Genomic DNA, 17,354 nt, shown 5'->3' with positions numbered 1-17,354 from the left:
AATAATAATGATATCCCCCTTCACTCTTGAATCCCTTTTATCTCCCTGGCTGGCGTCGGCTGATAGCCGTTTTAGCCAGATTGAAGTGACAGATCTTGAACTGGACAGCCGCAGGGTTAAACCAGGCACCACCTTTGTTGCCGTTATCGGTCACGCGGTTGATGGTCGTAAATTCATAGCTAAGGCATTGGAAAACGGCGCAAATGCGGTCATTGCACAGTCTTGTGAAGAGAAGCCTCACGGGCTGACTGAATATGTTTCAGAGATACCTGTGGTGTATATTGAGGCGCTTAATCTTAAGCTGTCTGAACTGGCTGGCCAGCTTTATACCGATAAGCCGGAGCTTATTGGCGTGACCGGCACCAACGGTAAGACCACCATTACCCAGCTTATCGCTCAGTGGATGACTCTGGTTGGCAAGCGAGCTTCAGTGATGGGAACCACAGGTAACGGCTTTCTGGAAAAGCTGAAACCGGCTCAGAATACCACCGGCAGTGCCATAGATATCCAGAGAACACTGAACGAATTGTCTCAGGAAGGCGCGGAACTCACCGCACTGGAAGTCTCTTCACACGGCCTTGTTCAGGGACGGGTGAAAGCCCTGCAGTTTGAGGCGGGTGTCTTTACTAACCTGAGCCGGGATCACCTTGACTATCACGGCTCCATGGAAAACTACGCCAGTGCTAAGCTGGAGCTGTTTACCCAGCATCAGTGCAAATATGCCATTATTAACGCCGATGACAGCGTTGGCAGAGAGTGGATTAAGCAACTGCCACAAGCTGTGGGCGTTTCACTGGAAAAAGCACCGGAGTGTGAAAAAGGGCTCTGGGCCACAGACGTTCACTATTCTGAAAAAGGTATTTCCATCCGCTTTGATGGTCACTGGGGGGCCGGAACTCTGAATGCTCCCCTCGTCGGTGCCTTTAACGCATCCAATGTGATGCTGGCGTTTGCTGCTCTGCTGTCACTGGGCTTTTCTGTTTCTGAGTTGACGGAAAGCTCTGAAAAACTGCAGCCGGTTATCGGCCGTATGGAGCTGTTCAGCGCAGAGCAAAAGGCCAAAATTGTTGTGGATTACGCGCACACGCCTGATGCACTGGAAAAAGCACTGTCTGCACTTAGGGTGCATTGCAGCGGAAAGCTCTGGGCAATATTCGGCTGTGGCGGTGACAGAGATGCGGGTAAGCGTCCAATGATGGCCTCCATTGCTGAAAAACTGGCCGATGAAGTAATTCTGACCGATGACAACCCACGCAGCGAAGATCCTGCCATAATTGTGAATGATATGCTTGCCGGTATGCAAAATCCAAAGGCGGCGACAGTTGCGCATAACAGATTTGATGCACTGACCTTTGCCGCAGAAAAAGCTCAGAGCCAGGATATTATCCTGCTGGCAGGCAAAGGACATGAAGACTATCAGGTACTGAAAGGGGAAACGATCCACTATTCTGACCGGGAGTCTGCAATGAAAGTTTTAGGAATAACAGAATGATTTCAACCCGCTTAAGCGAAATCTGTCAGGTTGTCGAAGGGCGCCTGGAGGGAGCTGACTGCGCGATTAACGCAGTATCCACAGATACCAGAACTCTGTCAGAAGGAGCGCTGTTTGTCGCTCTTGTGGGAGAGCGTTTTGATGCGCATGATTTTGCGCAGCAGGCACAGGATAACGGCGCCAGCGCAATTCTGGTAAACCGAAAGCTGGATGTTGAGCTGCCACAGATTATTGTTAAGGATACTCTGATTGCTTTAGGTGTCCTTGCCGCCTGGGTGCATAAAGAGTGCGATATTCAGACTCTGGCGATCACAGGCAGTTGCGGAAAGACCACGGTAAAAGAGATGACGGCGGCGATACTGTCTCAGAAAGGTAAAGTACTGGCTACCGCAGGTAACTTTAATAATGATATCGGGGTGCCTCTCACTCTGCTTCGTTCTGAGCCGGAGTATGACTATGCCGTTATTGAGCTGGGTGCAAACCATATCGGTGAAATTGCCTATACTGCGGCTCTGGTTAAACCAAGCGTAGCTCTGGTCAACAATGTCGCGGAATCACACCTTGAAGGTTTTGGTTCTATCGACGGCGTAAAACAGGCCAAAGGTGAAATTTATCAGGGTCTTGGCAAGAATCAGACAGCAATCGTAAACCTGGACAGCCACGGTGAGAACTACTGGCAGCAAGTTCTGCAGGATAAGCAGACCATCACTTTTTCTGCGACCGATGAGAAAGCGGATTACTACCCGACAGATATCGGTATGAACGAACTGGGTGAAGCCGGTTTTACTCTGAATACACCAGAAGGGCAGATTCAGGTTCAGCTGGGTATTATTGGTCAGCACAATGTTTCCAATGCGCTGGCAGCCGCTTCTCTGGCGATGAGCTTTGGCGCGTCACTGGATGATGTAAAATATGGTCTGGCGAATCTGTCCAATGTAAAAGGCCGGGTAGAGGTCGAAATGCTAAAGGATAATATTCGTTTAATTGACGACAGCTATAATGCCAGCGTTCCTGCAATGAAGGCGGCAGCGGATCTGCTTTCCACATATTCAGGAATCAGATGGCTGATTTTGGGCTACATGGCTGAATTGGGTGAGGAAAGTCTTGCACTTCACCGTCAAGTCGGTGAACATGCAGCACCATTTAAGTTTGAACATGTTCTTACCTATGGTGAGGACACTAAAGTGATTAGCGATATTTGCCAGGGGCATCATTTCTCTTCTCATGAAGAGTTAATGGCATATATCGAAAGCGAGTTGTACAAAGCCTCTGACCAGGTACATACTCTTCTTGTAAAAGGGGCAAATAGTGCCCGTATGAGTAAAGTGGCTGAAGCTTTGAAGGAGAAGCACAAATGATGATCTGGCTTGCTGAGTTGATACAGCCATATTTTTCGTTTTTTCGATTATTTGAATATTTATCTTTCCGTTCCATCCTGAGCGCACTTACCGCTCTGGGACTTTCTTTGTGGATCGGTCCGAGACTGATTGCCCGTCTGCAGCTGATGCAGATTGGTCAGGTGGTACGTAATGACGGCCCTGAGTCTCATTTCAGTAAGCGCGGCACGCCAACAATGGGCGGTGTTATGATTCTGGCATCCATTGTTGTCAGTGTTCTGCTGTGGGCAGATCTTTCTAACCCATATATCTGGGCAGTGATGACAGTGCTCTTAGGCTATGGTGCAGTGGGTTTTGTTGATGATTACCGTAAAGTGGTCCGCAAAGATCCGGCCGGTCTTATCGCACGCTGGAAGTATTTCTGGCAGTCCACAATTGCCATTGTGGTTGCCTTTGCTCTGTATGCACACGGCAAAGACACATCAGCTACCCAACTGGTTGTGCCTTTCTTTAAAGATATTATGCCGCAGCTGGGTCTGTTTTATGTTGTGCTGACTTACTTTGTGATTGTTGGTACCAGTAATGCGGTAAACCTGACTGACGGTCTGGACGGTCTGGCAATACTGCCAACGGTACTGGTGTCTGGTGGCTTTGCCTTTATTGCGTGGGCAACAGGTAACGTTAACTTTGCCGAATATCTGAATATCCCTTATATCCCATACTCAAGTGAGCTGGTGATCTTCTGCTCCGCTATGGTGGGTGCCGGTTTAGGCTTCCTGTGGTTTAACACCTACCCGGCTCAGGTATTTATGGGTGATGTGGGTTCACTGGCTCTGGGTGGCGCTCTGGGTACCATCGCGGTTCTGGTTCGTCAGGAGTTTGTGCTGGTTATTATGGGCGGCGTTTTTGTTATGGAAACATTGTCGGTCATTCTTCAGGTTGGCTCTTATAAACTGAGAGGGCAGCGCGTGTTCCGTATGGCTCCGATTCACCACCATTACGAACTGAAAGGGTGGCCGGAACCAAGGGTTATCGTCCGTTTCTGGATTATCTCCATCGTGCTTGTGCTAATCGGACTGGCAACACTGAAGGTTCGATAACAGATGCAGAACTGGAATAATATCAACAAAGTTGTTGTAGCAGGGCTCGGTATTACCGGGCTTTCTGTTGTTAAGTACCTGACGAAAATCGACAAGAATCTGGATATCCGGGTTATCGATACCAGAGCAAATCCTCCGGGGCAGGATGAACTGGATCCGCAAATTAAACTGCACAGCGGAAGCTGGCAGAATGACTGGCTTGCTCAGGCTGATCTGATTGTAGTTAACCCGGGAATTGCACTGGCAACCCCTGAAATACAGGCGGCTGCTGACAAAAATATTCCGATTGTCGGTGATATCGAGCTGTTTGCATGGGCTGCAGAAGCGCCTGTTATTGCCATCACCGGCTCCAACGGCAAAAGTACTGTGACGGATCTGACCGGCGTTATGGCAAAGGCTGCCGGACTTAAGGTCGGGGTCGGCGGTAATATCGGTGTTCCGGCACTGGAGCTTTTAAACGAACCTGCGGATCTCTATGTTCTGGAGCTTTCCAGCTTCCAGCTTGAAACCACTTCCAGTCTTAAGCTAAAAGCGGCGGCTTTTCTTAATCTGTCTGAAGACCATATGGACCGCTATGACGGCAGCATCGCACTGTACAAAGAGGCGAAACAGAGAATCTTCTCTCATGCTGAATTTGCCGTTGTGAACCGTGATGATCCCCAGACCTATCCTGAGCAGCCACACAAAAACGTGGTGACTTTCGGGCTGGATGAAAAAGAATTCGGTATTATTCCGCATCAGGGTGCGCAGTGGCTGGTTGCAAACGGTGAATTGCTTGTTCCTGTCAGCGAGCTGAGTCTGGTAGGTAAGCATAATATTGCTAATGTACTGACGGTTCTTGCTTTGCTCACATGCGCAGGCATTGATTATAAAGAGTTGTTGCAGACACTGAGAGAATATAATGGCCTGACGCACCGCTGTCAGGTGGTTGCTGACCAGAACGGAATTAAGTGGGTCAATGATTCTAAGGCAACCAATGTTGCCAGTACGCTTGCTGCGTTATCTGGTCTGGATTGTTCGGGTACCCTGCATCTGCTGGTTGGCGGTGTAGGAAAAGGAGCGGACTTCTCAGAACTGGCACCGGCGTTAAATAAACTGGATGTTAAGCTGTATTGCTTTGGTGAAGATGGCGATGAGTTTATGTCTCTTCATAAGTCTGCGACCCGCTGGGATAATATCGAACAGATAGTCAAAGCGGTATCTGAACAAGTTGAATCCGGCGATATGGTGATGCTTTCTCCTGCCTGTGCCAGTTTTGATCAGTTTAAGAATTTTATGGCCAGAGGCGATGCCTTTACTGAGCTTGCAAAGAAGTACGCAAACCAATAAGGATGTATTGACGAGATGGTAGCCAGAGTGATTGAAAACCTCCGGAGCTGGAGCCAGTCGGCTTCGCCGGAAGCGCTTTTTGATCGACAGTTAGTTTGGATTGCTTTAGGACTGATGCTGACAGGGCTTGTGATGGTGACATCGGCCTCTTTTCCTGTCAGTACCCGTCTGACTGAGCAGCCCTTCCACTTTATGTTCCGGCATGCCAGTTTCCTTGTTCTTGCTATCGGTGCTGCTGCGGTAATACTTCAGGTGCAGACAAAAACCTGGCTTAAATTCAGTACCCATTTTTTCTTTGTTACCTTTGCTCTGCTGGTGGTTGTTCTGGTTGGGGGAAAGTCAGTAAACGGTGCGTCGCGCTGGATCCCGCTCGGGCTTTTTAACCTGCAGCCTGCTGAAGTGGCAAAACTATCGCTATTTGTCTTTATATCCGGTTATCTGGAACGCAAAAGAGAAGAGGTGCGTGAGTCGTTTTTTGGCGGATTCTTTAAGCCTGCGCTGGTTTTTGGTAGCTTTGCTGTTTTGCTGTTGATGCAGCCGGACCTGGGTACCGTTGTGGTTATGCTGGTGACTGTGTTTGGTATGCTGTTTATTGCAGGTGCCAAGCTCTGGCAGTTTATTGCTTTGATGATGGTGGGCATTGCCGGTGTTTGTATGCTGATTATCTTTGAGCCATACCGAATGAGGCGTATGACCTCCTTCTGGGACCCCTGGGAGGATCCTTTCGGGAGTGGCTATCAGCTAACTCAGTCACTGATGGCTTTTGGCCGGGGAGAGTGGTTTGGTCAGGGACTGGGTAACTCAGTACAGAAACTTGAATACCTGCCAGAGGCGCATACCGACTTTGTGTTTGCTGTTATTGGCGAAGAACTTGGCTTTGTTGGCGTAACTCTGGTTCTGATACTTATCTTTGCTCTGGTGACTAAGGCCGTTCTGATAGGTAAAAAAGCGCTGGAACAGAATGAGCGTTTTGGCGGTTATCTGGCTTTGGGTATCGGGATCTGGTTTGCGTTTCAGTCGCTGGTTAATGTTGGTGCTGCGGCTGGTTTGGTGCCGACCAAAGGTCTGACACTGCCCCTGATTAGCTACGGTGGTTCGAGCCTGATAGTTATGTCCACTGCAGTATCAATTCTGCTGCGTATCGATTTTGAGCTGCGCCTGAACCAGCAAAAGGCAGTGAGTCAGGAAACTCACCAGGATGATGGATTAAATAATGAAAAAGAATAAACGTTTACTGGTCATGGCTGGTGGTACGGGCGGACACGTATTTCCCGGATTAGCGGTGGCGAAACAGCTGCAACAGCAGGGCTGGGAAATTCGCTGGCTTGGAACCGAAGACAGAATGGAAGCTGATCTGGTACCTAAACACGGTATTGAGATCGACTTTATCAGGGTAAAAGGGATCAGAGGTCAGGGTATTGCGCGCCTGATTAAAGCACCATTTCAGATTATTAACGCTGTCCGTCAGGCGAAACAGCATATCAACAACTGGCAGCCGGATGCCGTGCTGGGAATGGGCGGCTATGTAAGCGGACCGGGCGGTATTGCTGCCTGGCTTTCGGGCATCCCTGTGGTATTGCATGAGCAAAATGCCGTAGCCGGGCTGACTAACCAGTGGCTGTCTAAAGTGGCTAAAAAAGTGTTTCAGGCCTTCCCCGGCGCATTTCCGACAGCGGAAGTGGTGGGTAATCCGGTGCGTGAAGATGTGACTCAACTGCCGCAGCCTCAGGAGCGTCTGGCCTCAAGAGAAGGTGATATCCGGATTCTGGTGATGGGCGGCAGTCAGGGGGCACGCATCCTTAACACAACTCTGCCTGAAGTATTGGCAAAACTGGGTGATGGTTACAGAGTTAAGCATCAGGCCGGTAAGAATAATCAGCAGGATGTTGAGCTGGCTTATGAGCAGGCCGGAGTTAAAGATGCAGAAGTGACCGAATTTATAGATAATGTCGCTCAGGCTTATGAGTGGGCCGATTTACTGATCTGCCGCTCCGGTGCGCTGACGGTTTCAGAGGTATCTGCAGCCGGTGTTGGCGCAATATTTATCCCGTTTATGCATAAAGACAGGCAGCAGGCTTTAAACGCTGATCATCTTGTGGAGTGCAAGGCTGCGCTGATGATTGAGCAACCTGAGCTGACAGCCGAAAAACTGGCTGACACGGTTGCCTCTCTGTCCCGCGAAGATTTAATGGCAATGGCGGTTCAGGCACGACAGGCTGCAAAGCTGGACGCTGACAAGACCGTTGCAGAGGCAATTATTGCCTTAACTGAAAAATGAGAAAGATTTGATGACAATTGAACATACCCAAAACCTATCCCAGATAAGAGCTATGGTCCCTGAAATGCGCAGGGTAAAGTCTATCCACTTTGTTGGTATCGGCGGAGCAGGCATGAGTGGTATTGCTGAAGTTCTTCTGAATGAAGGCTACGAAATTACCGGTTCAGATTTATCCAATAACCCGGTAACGGAAAGACTGAGCAGTAAAGGTGCAAAAATCTTTATTGGTCATCAGGAAAGCAATGTAGAAACTTCCAGCGTGGTGGTGGTTTCTACCGCAATTAAAGCGGATAACCCTGAATTGGTAGCTGCAAAGCGCAAACGTATTCCGGTTGTCAGACGTGCAGAAATGCTGGCTGAGCTGATGCGCTTCCGTCATGGTATTGCGGTTGCAGGCACCCACGGGAAAACAACCACAACGGCGCTGGTTACACAGATCTATTCAGAAGCCGGTCTGGATCCAACCTTTGTTAACGGCGGCCTGGTTAAGAGTGCCGGTACTAACGCACGTCTTGGCTCAAGCCGTATTCTTATTGCAGAAGCGGATGAGAGTGATGCTTCCTTCCTGCACCTGCAGCCGATGGTTAGTATTGTTACCAATATTGAAGCAGACCATATGGATACCTATGGCGGTGACTTTGAAACCCTGAAGCAGACTTTTATCGACTTCCTGCACAACCTGCCCTTCTACGGTCAGGCTATTGTCTGTATCGATGATCCTGTTGTAAGAGAGTTGCTTCCCCGTATCAGCCGTCACGTGATCACTTACGGTTTCTCTGAAGATGCGGATGTGCGGATTGAAAACTACCGTCAGGAAGGCCAGCAGGGCAAGTTCACCGTGATCAGGAAAGGGAAGGATAATCTTGATATTACTCTGAACATTCCAGGACGACATAATGCGTTGAATGCTTCTGCTGCCATTGCCGTTGCAACAGAAGATGATATTTCAGATGAAGCTATTCTGAAAGCCATGATAGGTACTCAGGGCACAGGTCGCAGATTTGAACATCTGGGCGAGTATGAAACCGGCAACGGTCAGGTCATGCTGGTGGATGATTACGGCCACCACCCGAGCGAGGTTGATGTTACCATTCAGGCAGCAAGAGCAGGCTGGGGTGATAAACGTCTGGTGATGATATTCCAGCCGCACCGCTATAGCCGCACGCGTGATCTGTACGATGATTTTGCAAATGTGCTGGAAAATGTGGATGTGCTGATCATGCTTGACGTTTACGCCGCCGGAGAAAAGCCGATTAAAGGCGCAGATGGTCGCTCATTATGCCGCACCATAAGAAGTCGCGGTAAGATTGATCCGATTTTTGTCCCAAATATGAAGGCGTTACCTTCAGTTCTGGCCAATGTGATGCAGGAAAATGATCTGGTGCTGACACAGGGCGCCGGTGATGTGGGTAAAGTGGCAAAACAGCTTGCAGCTTTGCAACTTGATATTAATAAAATGAAGGCAGAATAAGTTTACTTTCCAATATTCTAAATTTTGGGGTAGATAGTTTGCGTATGCTTTGTATAATTCCTTGGTTAAGCCATAAACTTTATTTGCTTAATTTTTGGAAGGAATACCGGGCAAATTAAAGTAACGATATCGAATAGATGAATAATGCAGTTGGTGCTGGTGATTTCGGTCATATAAAACGAGTAATAGAGGAGCATGCCCTGGGCTGTGCTTTTCTTTTGTTAGTTTTGCTTTCTGTCGGCACTTTGTTGTACACCACTGTTAGCTGGATGCTCGATACAGAGCGTCTGCCGCTGTCTAAAATCGTATTGCAGGGAGAGCTTGAATACATCTCTTCTGGGGACGTGCAGCATGCACTGGGTAGCCTGGATAATCTGGGTACCTTTATGTCTCAGGATGTCAACGAGTTACAAACTGCGATTACCGGGCTTCCCTGGGTTGCCAGGGCGTCAATACGTAAGCAGTGGCCCGATATTATTAAAGTCTATTTAGTTGAACACAAAGCGTCGGCTATCTGGAACGGAAATTCATTATTAAATGAAACCGGCGATGTTTTTGATGCAGATGTGGGTCAGCTAAAAGAAGAACGGATTAAACTCTATGGTCCTGCTGGCAGCGAACATAAAGTTTTACAAACCTGGAGAAAAGTAGAGCCTCTTTTTTCTCAATTGGGTTTGTCTCTGACTTCCGTTGTTCTTAATGACAGAAGAGCCTGGCAGATGATACTGGATAACGGTATCCGGCTTGAGCTTGGAAAAGAGTCATTAGATGAGAGATTAGATAGATTTATTTCTCTGTATAACAGATTAGGGAATAAGGCTGCGAAAGTAAGCTATATTGACCTGCGGTATGATACCGGTGCAGCTGTAGGCTGGTTTCCGGAAGATGATTTAGCACAAGAGAGTACGGATGACTAAGATCGCTGACGATAACATCTTTGTCGGTCTTGATATAGGCACTGCAACCATTTCAGCCTTAGTGGGTGAAATACTACCAGATGGTCAGATTAACATTCTTGGTACTGGCTCCAGTCAGTCCAGAGGAATGGATAAAGGCGGCGTTAATGACCTGGAATCAGTTGTAAAGTCGATTCAGGTTGCTGTTGGTCAGGCTGAGATGATGGCCGAATGCAAGATCAGCAATGTCTTTATTTCATTATCAGGAAGACATATCGCCAGCCGTATTGAAAAAGGCATGGGCACTATCTCTGATGAAGAGGTGTCTCAGGACGATATGGATCGGGCTATTCATACGGCGAAATCTGTAAAAATCAGTGATGAACAGCGTATACTGCATGTCATTCCTCAGGAATTTACTATAGATTATCAGGAAGGAATCAAAAACCCTCTTGGTTTGTCTGGTGTACGGATGGAAGTGAGTGTCCATCTGATTACCTGTCATAGCGATATGGCAAGAAACATCATCAAGGCTGTTGAACGTTGCGACCTGCATGTGGAGCAACTGGTATTTTCCGGTCTGGCTGCAAGTAATGCGGTTATCACTGAGGATGAACGAGAGCTTGGTGTCTGTGTGGTTGATATCGGTGCCGGTACTATGGATGTTTCCGTCTGGACCGGTGGCGCATTAAGACATACAGAGGTATTCTCATATGCAGGTAACGCGGTGACCAGTGATATTGCTTTTGCTTTTGGTACACCGGTTAATGATGCAGAAGATATTAAAGTTCGTTTTGGCTGTGCGCTGAGCGAACTGGTTAGTAAGGATGATACTGTTAACGTACCTAGTGTAGGTGGCAGACCATCAAGAACGCTGAAACGCCAGGAATTAGCTGGCGTTATTGAAGCCCGTTATGCAGAGCTGATGGGCTTTATCAATCAATCGGTAAATTCGGTACAGGCGAAGCTCAGAGAAGAAGGTATCAAGCCACACTTAGCGGCGGGTATTGTTCTGACTGGCGGTGCTTCGCAGATTGAAGGAATGGTTGAGTGCGCTGAACGTGTGTTTGGCGCAAACAGAGTAAGAATTGGTAAGCCACTTGAAGTAAAAGGGCTTACAGATTATGTAAAAGAGCCGTATCATTCTACGGCGGTTGGTTTGCTCCATTACGCAAAAGACAGTCAGTTTAATGACGAGGGTGAATATAATGAGCCTAAGAGTTCCTCATTCACCGGAATATTTAGTAAAATGCGTAATTGGATACAGAAAGAGTTTTAACCTGAGAGCAGGAAAAACGGAGATAACACATGTTTGAACCGATGATGGAAATGTCAGACGATGCGGTAATTAAAGTCGTTGGCGTAGGTGGTGGTGGCGGTAACGCAGTAGAACATATGGTTCGTGAATCCATCGAAGGCGTTGAATTTATTAGCGTAAATACGGATGCGCAAGCACTTCGCAAAGCGTCAGTGAGCTCAGTGATCCAGATTGGTGGAGATATCACCAAAGGTCTTGGAGCAGGTGCGAATCCTCAGGTAGGACGTGACTCAGCTCTCGAAGATCAAGAAAAACTTAAAGAAGTACTGGCTGGTGCCGATATGGTATTTATCGCTGCCGGTATGGGCGGCGGTACCGGTACAGGTGCAGCTCCTGTTATTGCTGAAGTTGCTAAGGAACTAAATATCCTTACTGTTGCCGTAGTAACTAAGCCATTTGGATTTGAAGGCAAAAAGCGCTTAGCTTTTGCTGAACAGGGTATCGAAGAGTTATCTAAACATGTCGATTCTTTGATCACCATTCCAAATGAGAAATTACTTAAGGTCTATGGTCGTAGTGTAACCCTGCTAGAGGCTTTTGGTTACGCGAACGATGTGCTAAAAAATGCAGTACAGGGTATTGCTGAGCTAATCACTCGCCCGGGTATGATCAACGTGGACTTTGCTGACGTACGTACAGTGATGTCAGAGATGGGTCATGCAATGATGGGTAGCGGTGTAGCGAAAGGCGAAGAACGTGCGGAAGAGGCTGCAGAAGCAGCGATTTCTTCTCCACTTCTTGAAGATATCGATTTGGCAGGTGCTCGTGGCGTGCTTGTTAACATTACCGCTGGTTTGGACATGCGTCTTGACGAGTTTGAAACGGTTGGTAATACAGTTAAAGCATTTGCATCTGATAACGCGACAGTGGTTATCGGTACGTCACTAGACCCGGATATGTCGGATGAATTCCGTGTAACTGTTGTTGCAACAGGCATAGGAAACGATAAGAAACCAGAGATGACTCTGGTAACTGGTTCAGCAGCTAAGCCAAAACCAGCGCCAACTGCAGCTCAACCTGCAGCGGCAAAAGTAGAGGAAAAAGCGGCACAGCCTTTGCATAATAAAACAGAGGTAAAACCGCAACCTGCAGCTACGTCTCAGGCCGCTGTTTCAAACAGCGCACCAAAGGCGGCAGCAGAGGCTGAAAGGGAAAGCGACTACCTGGATATACCGGCGTTTTTACGTCGCCAAGCAGACTAAGTTAAGTTTAGATACTTGTCTCTTGGGTGATGAAAAAGCCAGCAAATTTGACAGACTTCAAATTTGTGATAGTATTCGCGGTCGATTACATGATCGACCGTGATTTGTAGCACTTAACTAGAGGCAAGCTGATGATCAGACAACGAACTCTGAAGGAAATCGTAAAAACGACCGGGGTAGGTTTACACTCTGGGCGTAAAGTTACGCTTACCTTACGTCCAGCCGCTGCAAATACAGGGATTGTATATCGTCGTACCGACCTGGAGACACCTGTCGATTTTCCGGCAGATCCTGATTCAGTTCGCGACACCATGCTATGTACAGCATTGGTTAACGATGATGGCGTCAGAATTTCAACGGTAGAGCACCTGAATGCTGCACTTGCAGGCATGGGTATCGATAACGTTATCGTTGAAGTTGATGCACCTGAGATTCCTATCATGGACGGAAGTGCCAGTCCTTTTGTTTATCTGATCCAGTCTGCTGGTATTGAAGTTCTGAATATGCCGAAAAGGTTTATTCGCATTAAAAAGCCTGTGCGTGTTGAAGATGGTGATAAGTGGGCCGAGCTGGTTCCTTATAACGGTTTCCGTATGGACTTTGAAATCGAATTTGATCACCCGGCTATTGAAGCGGATGAGCAGCACATGCTGTTTGACTTCTCTTCAAACGCGTTTGTGAAAGATATCTCCCGCGCCCGTACTTTCGGCTTTATGCGCGATATTGAATATCTTCAGTCACAAAACCTTTGCCTTGGCGGCAGCTTTGACTGTGCTATCGTTCTTGACGAGTACCGCATTCTAAACGAAGAAGGTCTTCGTTTTGATAATGAGTTTGTAACTCACAAGGTTCTGGATGCCATTGGTGACCTTTACATGGGCGGCCACAGCATTGTTGGTGAACTTCGTGCGTATAAATCAGGTCACGGCCTGAACAACAAACTGCTAAGAGCGGTTATGGCGGATCAGGAAGCCTGGGAATGGGCAACCTTCGAAGAAGAAGTGGGTTCACCGGTAGCCTTTGCTGAGCCAAATATGGTTCTTGCGTAATTAGCTAAAGATTTTAAGAAAAGCCAGGCGATCGCCTGGCTTTTTTGTATCTCCACCCCAACTTCCCACGCGGCAATTTCCCGCCGTGCTAGTATCTGGCGCATCTTCTTGTAACAAGCATTGCTTACTATTGGTGCAAAGCTTTGGTCAAAGCTGTTCGCTATTTAGTCAGAAACGCCTTTTTTTTCAAAGCTGCTCAAACTAATGCTACTCCTAATGGTCGGGACCAGAAGAATCCCTTAATATATGTGGCATTATTTTTTGCTATAGCTTGAAAACTCTGGGTTTCACCTCAATATCAGAATCACAGGATTTATTTCTCAGTGTTCTTAGTTTGGAACTGATAGAGACTGATAGCATTTTTTTATGGCTAACCAAGCGGTGTTAGCTGAACAACAAGAGATTCACAACAAATGATAACTCAGCTGCTGACAAAGGTAATTGGCAGTCGCAATGACAGAACTCTGCGACGATTAAGAAAAATTGTAAAACAGATCAACAACTATGAGCCGGAATTTGAAGCGCTTTCTGATGACGAGCTGAAAGCGAAAACGGTTGAGTTTCGTGAGCGTTTAGAAAAAGGCGAAACTCTTGATCAACTATTGCCAGAAGCTTTTGCGACAGTACGCGAAGCATCTAAGCGTGTGTTCGGCATGCGCCACTTCGACGTGCAGCTGGTTGGTGGTATGGTGCTGAACGCAGGTCAGATTGCAGAGATGCGTACCGGTGAAGGTAAAACCCTGACAGCAACCCTTCCTGCTTACCTGAATGCACTTCCGGGTAAAGGCGTGCACATTGTAACCGTGAACGACTACCTGGCTAAGCGTGACGCAGAAACTAACCGCGCACTATTTGAATTCCTTGGTATGACGGTTGGCGTTAACGTACCAAATATGCCACAGCCAGAGAAACAAGCGGCTTATGCCTGTGATGTTCTGTACGGTACAAACAACGAGTTCGGTTTCGATTACCTTCGTGACAACATGGCGTTCAGAAATGAAGACCGCGTTCAGCGCGAGCGTTTCTTTGCCGTAGTCGATGAAGTTGACTCCATCCTTATCGATGAAGCCCGTACACCGCTGATTATTTCCGGTCCGGCTGAAGACAGTTCTGAGCTGTATACCCGTATCAATGCGCTGATCCCTAGCCTTGAACAGCAGGAGCAGGAAGATACTGAAGAGTACCGTGGCGACGGTCACTACACAGTTGATGAAAAATCCAAGCAGGTTCACCTGACAGAAACCGGTCAGGAGTTTGTTGAAGAGCTGATGGTGAAAAACGGCCTGATGGAAGAGGGTGACACTCTGTACTCACCAACAAACATCAGTCTGCTTCACCATGTTAACGCAGCACTTCGCGCACATGTCCTGTTTGAAAAAGATGTGGATTACATCGTTAAAGATGATGAAGTCATCATCGTTGATGAGCACACTGGCCGTACTATGCCGGGTCGTCGCTGGTCAGAAGGTCTGCACCAGGCTGTTGAAGCCAAAGAAGGCGTTAAGATCCAGAATGAAAACCAGACTCTGGCATCGATTACCTTCCAGAACTACTTCCGCCTATACGAAAAACTGTCCGGTATGACAGGTACTGCGGATACCGAAGCATTTGAATTCCAGTCAATCTATGGTCTGGAGACAGTGGTAATCCCAACCAATAAACCAATGATCCGTGATGATATGGCGGATGTGGTATACCGTACTGAAGCTGAAAAATTCAACGCCATCATTGAAGATATCAAAGATCGCGTTGCGAAAGGCCAGCCGATTCTGGTTGGTACGGTTTCCATCGAAAAATCTGAGCTGCTTTCTAACGCGCTTAAGAAAGCGAAGATCAAGCACAACGTACTGAATGCGAAATTCCACGAGCAGGAAGCGGACATTGTTGCATTTGCCGGTGCACCTGCGGTGGTAACTATCGCAACTAACATGGCGGGCCGTGGTACGGATATCGTGCTGGGTGGTAGCTGGCAGGCAGAGATCGCTAAGCTGGAAAACCCGACAGAAGATCAGATCGCGAAGATCAAAGATGAGTGGCAGGTTCGTCACAATGCGGTACTGGAATCTGGTGGTCTGCACATTATCGGTACTGAGCGTCACGAATCACGCCGTATTGATAACCAGCTGCGTGGCCGTTCCGGTCGTCAGGGTGATGCTGGTTCATCCCGTTTTTACCTGTCTATGGAAGATTCACTGTTGCGTATCTTTACGTCTGACCGTATGGCTGGTCTTATCCAGAGCGGTATGGATGAGGGTGAAGCGATTGAAAGTAAGATGCTTTCACGCTCTATCGAAAAGGCACAGCGTAAGGTTGAAGGCCGTAACTTCGATATCCGTAAGCAGCTTCTTGAGTACGATGATGTTGCAAACGATCAGCGTAAGGTAGTTTATGAACTACGTGACGAACTGATGAGTGTTGACGATATCAGCGAAATGATTGTTCATAACCGTGAAGATGTATTCGAATCAGTTATCAATGAATATATTCCGCCTCAGTCTCTGGATGATATGTGGGATATCGAAGGTCTGGAACAGCGTTTGAAGAAGGACTTCGATCTCGAGCTAACAATTCAGAAGTGGCTGGATGACGACGATAAGCTTTATGAAGAAGCACTTCGAGAGAAGATCCTTGAAAGCGCGGTTGAGGTTTACAAAGGTAAAGAAGAGATTGTGGGTGAACAGGTTCTTCGTAACTTTGAGAAGTCTGTTATGCTGCAAACGCTTGATAATCTCTGGAAAGAGCACCTTGCTGCAATGGACCACCTTCGTCAGGGCATCCACCTTCGTGGTTACGCTCAGAAGAACCCTAAGCAGGAGTACAAGCGTGAATCTTTCGAGCTGTTTGAGAATCTGCTTGAAACTCTGAAGTTTGAGGTGATTCAGATCCTGAGTAAGGTTCGCGTTCAGCAGCAGGAAGAGGTTGAGCGTATGGAAGAACAGCGCAGAGCGCAGGCTGAAGAAGCGGCTCGCCGTCAGCAGTTCAATCACCAGCAGGCTGAAAACCAGCTGGCTGATGAAGATGAAGCGAATGCTCCGCAGAAGCCGGTTGTTCGTGAAGGTCAGAAGATTGGCCGTAACGACCCTTGCCCGTGTGGTTCAGGTAAGAAGTATAAGCAGTGCCACGGTAAATTGAGCTAATTACTTATACCGTTCAAACTTAATAGAAGCCTGTTAGTATTGATTGCTAATGGGCTTTTTTGTGAGAACTTGATAGTCCTCTGGTGAGCCAGCTAAGCGCACTTGATTCCGCAAAACGCTCAAGACATCCATGTGCGCTTAAACTTGTCCATCCTTGGACAAGTATATTTGCTCCATCAAGTACACTTAACTGGCTAGTTAGGCTCCGGCGCAACCATATAGAGAACCTGAGCATCGTAGAATAAAGAGATATAGAAATGAAACGCCTTCATATCGCAGCAGCAGTAATCTTAAATCCGCAGCAGGATAAGGTTTTTATTACCAAGCGGCCGGATAAAGCCCATAAAGGTGGCCTTTGGGAGTTTCCGGGCGGTAAGGTGGAGCTTGGTGAAACTGCAGAAGATGCCATCGTCAGGGAACTGTTTGAAGAAGTGGGCATTGAAGTGACCGGGTTTGAGCACTTTGAAAAGCTGACTCATGACTACCCGGAAAAATCACTTAAGTTCGATTTTTTTATCGTCTCTGAGTTTGATAACAAACCTTACGGCAAAGAAGGCCAGAGAGGTGAGTGGGTGGAGATACCTCAGATAAGAGAATACGATTTTCCGGAAGCGAATATCCCGGTTCTGGAGCGTGTGATAAAAGAATTTGGTTAATTCTTCAGATAATATGATTAAAACTAAGGTGAGATGTTTACGCGTCTCACCTTTTTTATTAAGTTAGGGGAATGAACTTCCCCTAAAAA

The 17,354-nt window shown here is 47.5% G+C and carries 13 protein-coding genes; all 13 read left to right on the top strand.

All coding sequences use genetic code 11. The features are described 5' to 3' along the window. Positions 1-7: 7 nt before the first annotated feature. The 13 genes from murE to mutT all read left to right on the top strand — a co-directional run bounded on the left by murE (position 8) and on the right by mutT (position 17,265). Positions 8-1,492 carry a UDP-N-acetylmuramoyl-L-alanyl-D-glutamate--2,6-diaminopimelate ligase gene (gene murE / locus L3Q72_RS12475; protein ID WP_275130266.1) on the top strand — a complete coding sequence of 495 codons (1,485 nt, stop codon included), beginning with the start codon at positions 8-10 and terminating at the stop codon, positions 1,490-1,492. Then, positions 1,489-2,850 (top strand): UDP-N-acetylmuramoyl-tripeptide--D-alanyl-D-alanine ligase, encoded by a 1,362-nt coding sequence (murF, locus tag L3Q72_RS12470; protein ID WP_275130265.1) that lies wholly within the window; start codon positions 1,489-1,491, stop codon positions 2,848-2,850. Before murE ends, murF begins: the two co-directional genes overlap by 4 nt. Continuing rightward, entirely contained in the window at positions 2,847-3,929 is a 1,083-nt protein-coding gene (mraY, locus tag L3Q72_RS12465; protein WP_275130264.1) for a phospho-N-acetylmuramoyl-pentapeptide-transferase, read from the top strand. The genes murF and mraY overlap by 4 nt, the downstream gene beginning before the upstream one ends. A gap of 3 nt (positions 3,930-3,932) precedes the next feature. Beyond that, positions 3,933-5,258: a UDP-N-acetylmuramoyl-L-alanine--D-glutamate ligase gene (gene murD, locus L3Q72_RS12460; protein ID WP_275130263.1), complete on the top strand. Its 1,326-nt coding sequence runs from the start codon at positions 3,933-3,935 to the stop codon at positions 5,256-5,258. Positions 5,259-5,273: 15 nt separating this feature from the next. Further along, positions 5,274-6,485 (top strand): cell division protein FtsW, encoded by a 1,212-nt coding sequence (gene ftsW / locus L3Q72_RS12455; protein ID WP_275130262.1) that lies wholly within the window; start codon positions 5,274-5,276, stop codon positions 6,483-6,485. Further along, positions 6,472-7,536 (top strand): undecaprenyldiphospho-muramoylpentapeptide beta-N-acetylglucosaminyltransferase, encoded by a 1,065-nt coding sequence (murG, locus tag L3Q72_RS12450; protein WP_275130261.1) that lies wholly within the window; start codon positions 6,472-6,474, stop codon positions 7,534-7,536. Before ftsW ends, murG begins: the two co-directional genes overlap by 14 nt. Positions 7,537-7,546: 10 nt before the next feature. Then, the gene (gene murC / locus L3Q72_RS12445) at positions 7,547-9,007 is read left to right on the top strand and encodes a UDP-N-acetylmuramate--L-alanine ligase (protein WP_275130260.1); all 1,461 of its coding nucleotides are present in this window, start codon (positions 7,547-7,549) and stop codon (positions 9,005-9,007) included. A gap of 137 nt (positions 9,008-9,144) precedes the next feature. After that, complete coding sequence (locus L3Q72_RS12440) at positions 9,145-9,924, top strand: cell division protein FtsQ/DivIB (protein WP_275130259.1); 780 nt, start codon at positions 9,145-9,147, stop codon at positions 9,922-9,924. Next, positions 9,917-11,182: a cell division protein FtsA gene (ftsA, locus tag L3Q72_RS12435; RefSeq protein WP_275130258.1), complete on the top strand. Its 1,266-nt coding sequence runs from the start codon at positions 9,917-9,919 to the stop codon at positions 11,180-11,182. Before L3Q72_RS12440 ends, ftsA begins: the two co-directional genes overlap by 8 nt. A 29-nt stretch (positions 11,183-11,211) precedes the next feature. Next, positions 11,212-12,423 (top strand): cell division protein FtsZ, encoded by a 1,212-nt coding sequence (gene ftsZ / locus L3Q72_RS12430; RefSeq protein WP_275130257.1) that lies wholly within the window; start codon positions 11,212-11,214, stop codon positions 12,421-12,423. A 131-nt stretch (positions 12,424-12,554) separates the two neighbouring features. Next, complete coding sequence (lpxC, locus tag L3Q72_RS12425) at positions 12,555-13,472, top strand: UDP-3-O-acyl-N-acetylglucosamine deacetylase (RefSeq protein ID WP_275130256.1); 918 nt, start codon at positions 12,555-12,557, stop codon at positions 13,470-13,472. A 413-nt stretch (positions 13,473-13,885) separates the two neighbouring features. After that, a complete protein-coding gene (gene secA / locus L3Q72_RS12420) occupies positions 13,886-16,609 on the top strand; it encodes a preprotein translocase subunit SecA (RefSeq protein WP_275130255.1) in 2,724 nt (907 codons plus the stop codon). A 257-nt stretch (positions 16,610-16,866) separates the two neighbouring features. Beyond that, complete coding sequence (gene mutT / locus L3Q72_RS12415) at positions 16,867-17,265, top strand: 8-oxo-dGTP diphosphatase MutT (RefSeq protein ID WP_275130254.1); 399 nt, start codon at positions 16,867-16,869, stop codon at positions 17,263-17,265. The last annotated feature ends 89 nt before the right edge of the window (positions 17,266-17,354 follow it).

This window comes from Vibrio sp. JC009, from assembly GCF_029016485.1.
Lineage (GTDB): Bacteria > Pseudomonadota > Gammaproteobacteria > Enterobacterales > Vibrionaceae > Vibrio.
The sequence above is the reverse complement of the archived record's forward strand: the minus strand, read 5'-3'. Positions and strand labels throughout refer to the sequence as shown.

Coding starts and splice junctions, on each gene's coding strand:
- lpxC (WP_275130256.1), top strand. CDS start 12,555: ATGATCAGACAACGAACTCTGAAGGAAATCGTAAAAACGACCGGGGTA.
- ftsA (WP_275130258.1), top strand. CDS start 9,917: ATGACTAAGATCGCTGACGATAACATCTTTGTCGGTCTTGATATAGGC.
- murF (WP_275130265.1), top strand. CDS start 1,489: ATGATTTCAACCCGCTTAAGCGAAATCTGTCAGGTTGTCGAAGGGCGC.
- murE (WP_275130266.1), top strand. CDS start 8: ATGATATCCCCCTTCACTCTTGAATCCCTTTTATCTCCCTGGCTGGCG.
- L3Q72_RS12440 (WP_275130259.1), top strand. CDS start 9,145: ATGAATAATGCAGTTGGTGCTGGTGATTTCGGTCATATAAAACGAGTA.
- murG (WP_275130261.1), top strand. CDS start 6,472: ATGAAAAAGAATAAACGTTTACTGGTCATGGCTGGTGGTACGGGCGGA.
- secA (WP_275130255.1), top strand. CDS start 13,886: ATGATAACTCAGCTGCTGACAAAGGTAATTGGCAGTCGCAATGACAGA.
- ftsZ (WP_275130257.1), top strand. CDS start 11,212: ATGTTTGAACCGATGATGGAAATGTCAGACGATGCGGTAATTAAAGTC.
- mraY (WP_275130264.1), top strand. CDS start 2,847: ATGATGATCTGGCTTGCTGAGTTGATACAGCCATATTTTTCGTTTTTT.
- murC (WP_275130260.1), top strand. CDS start 7,547: ATGACAATTGAACATACCCAAAACCTATCCCAGATAAGAGCTATGGTC.
- mutT (WP_275130254.1), top strand. CDS start 16,867: ATGAAACGCCTTCATATCGCAGCAGCAGTAATCTTAAATCCGCAGCAG.
- murD (WP_275130263.1), top strand. CDS start 3,933: ATGCAGAACTGGAATAATATCAACAAAGTTGTTGTAGCAGGGCTCGGT.
- ftsW (WP_275130262.1), top strand. CDS start 5,274: ATGGTAGCCAGAGTGATTGAAAACCTCCGGAGCTGGAGCCAGTCGGCT.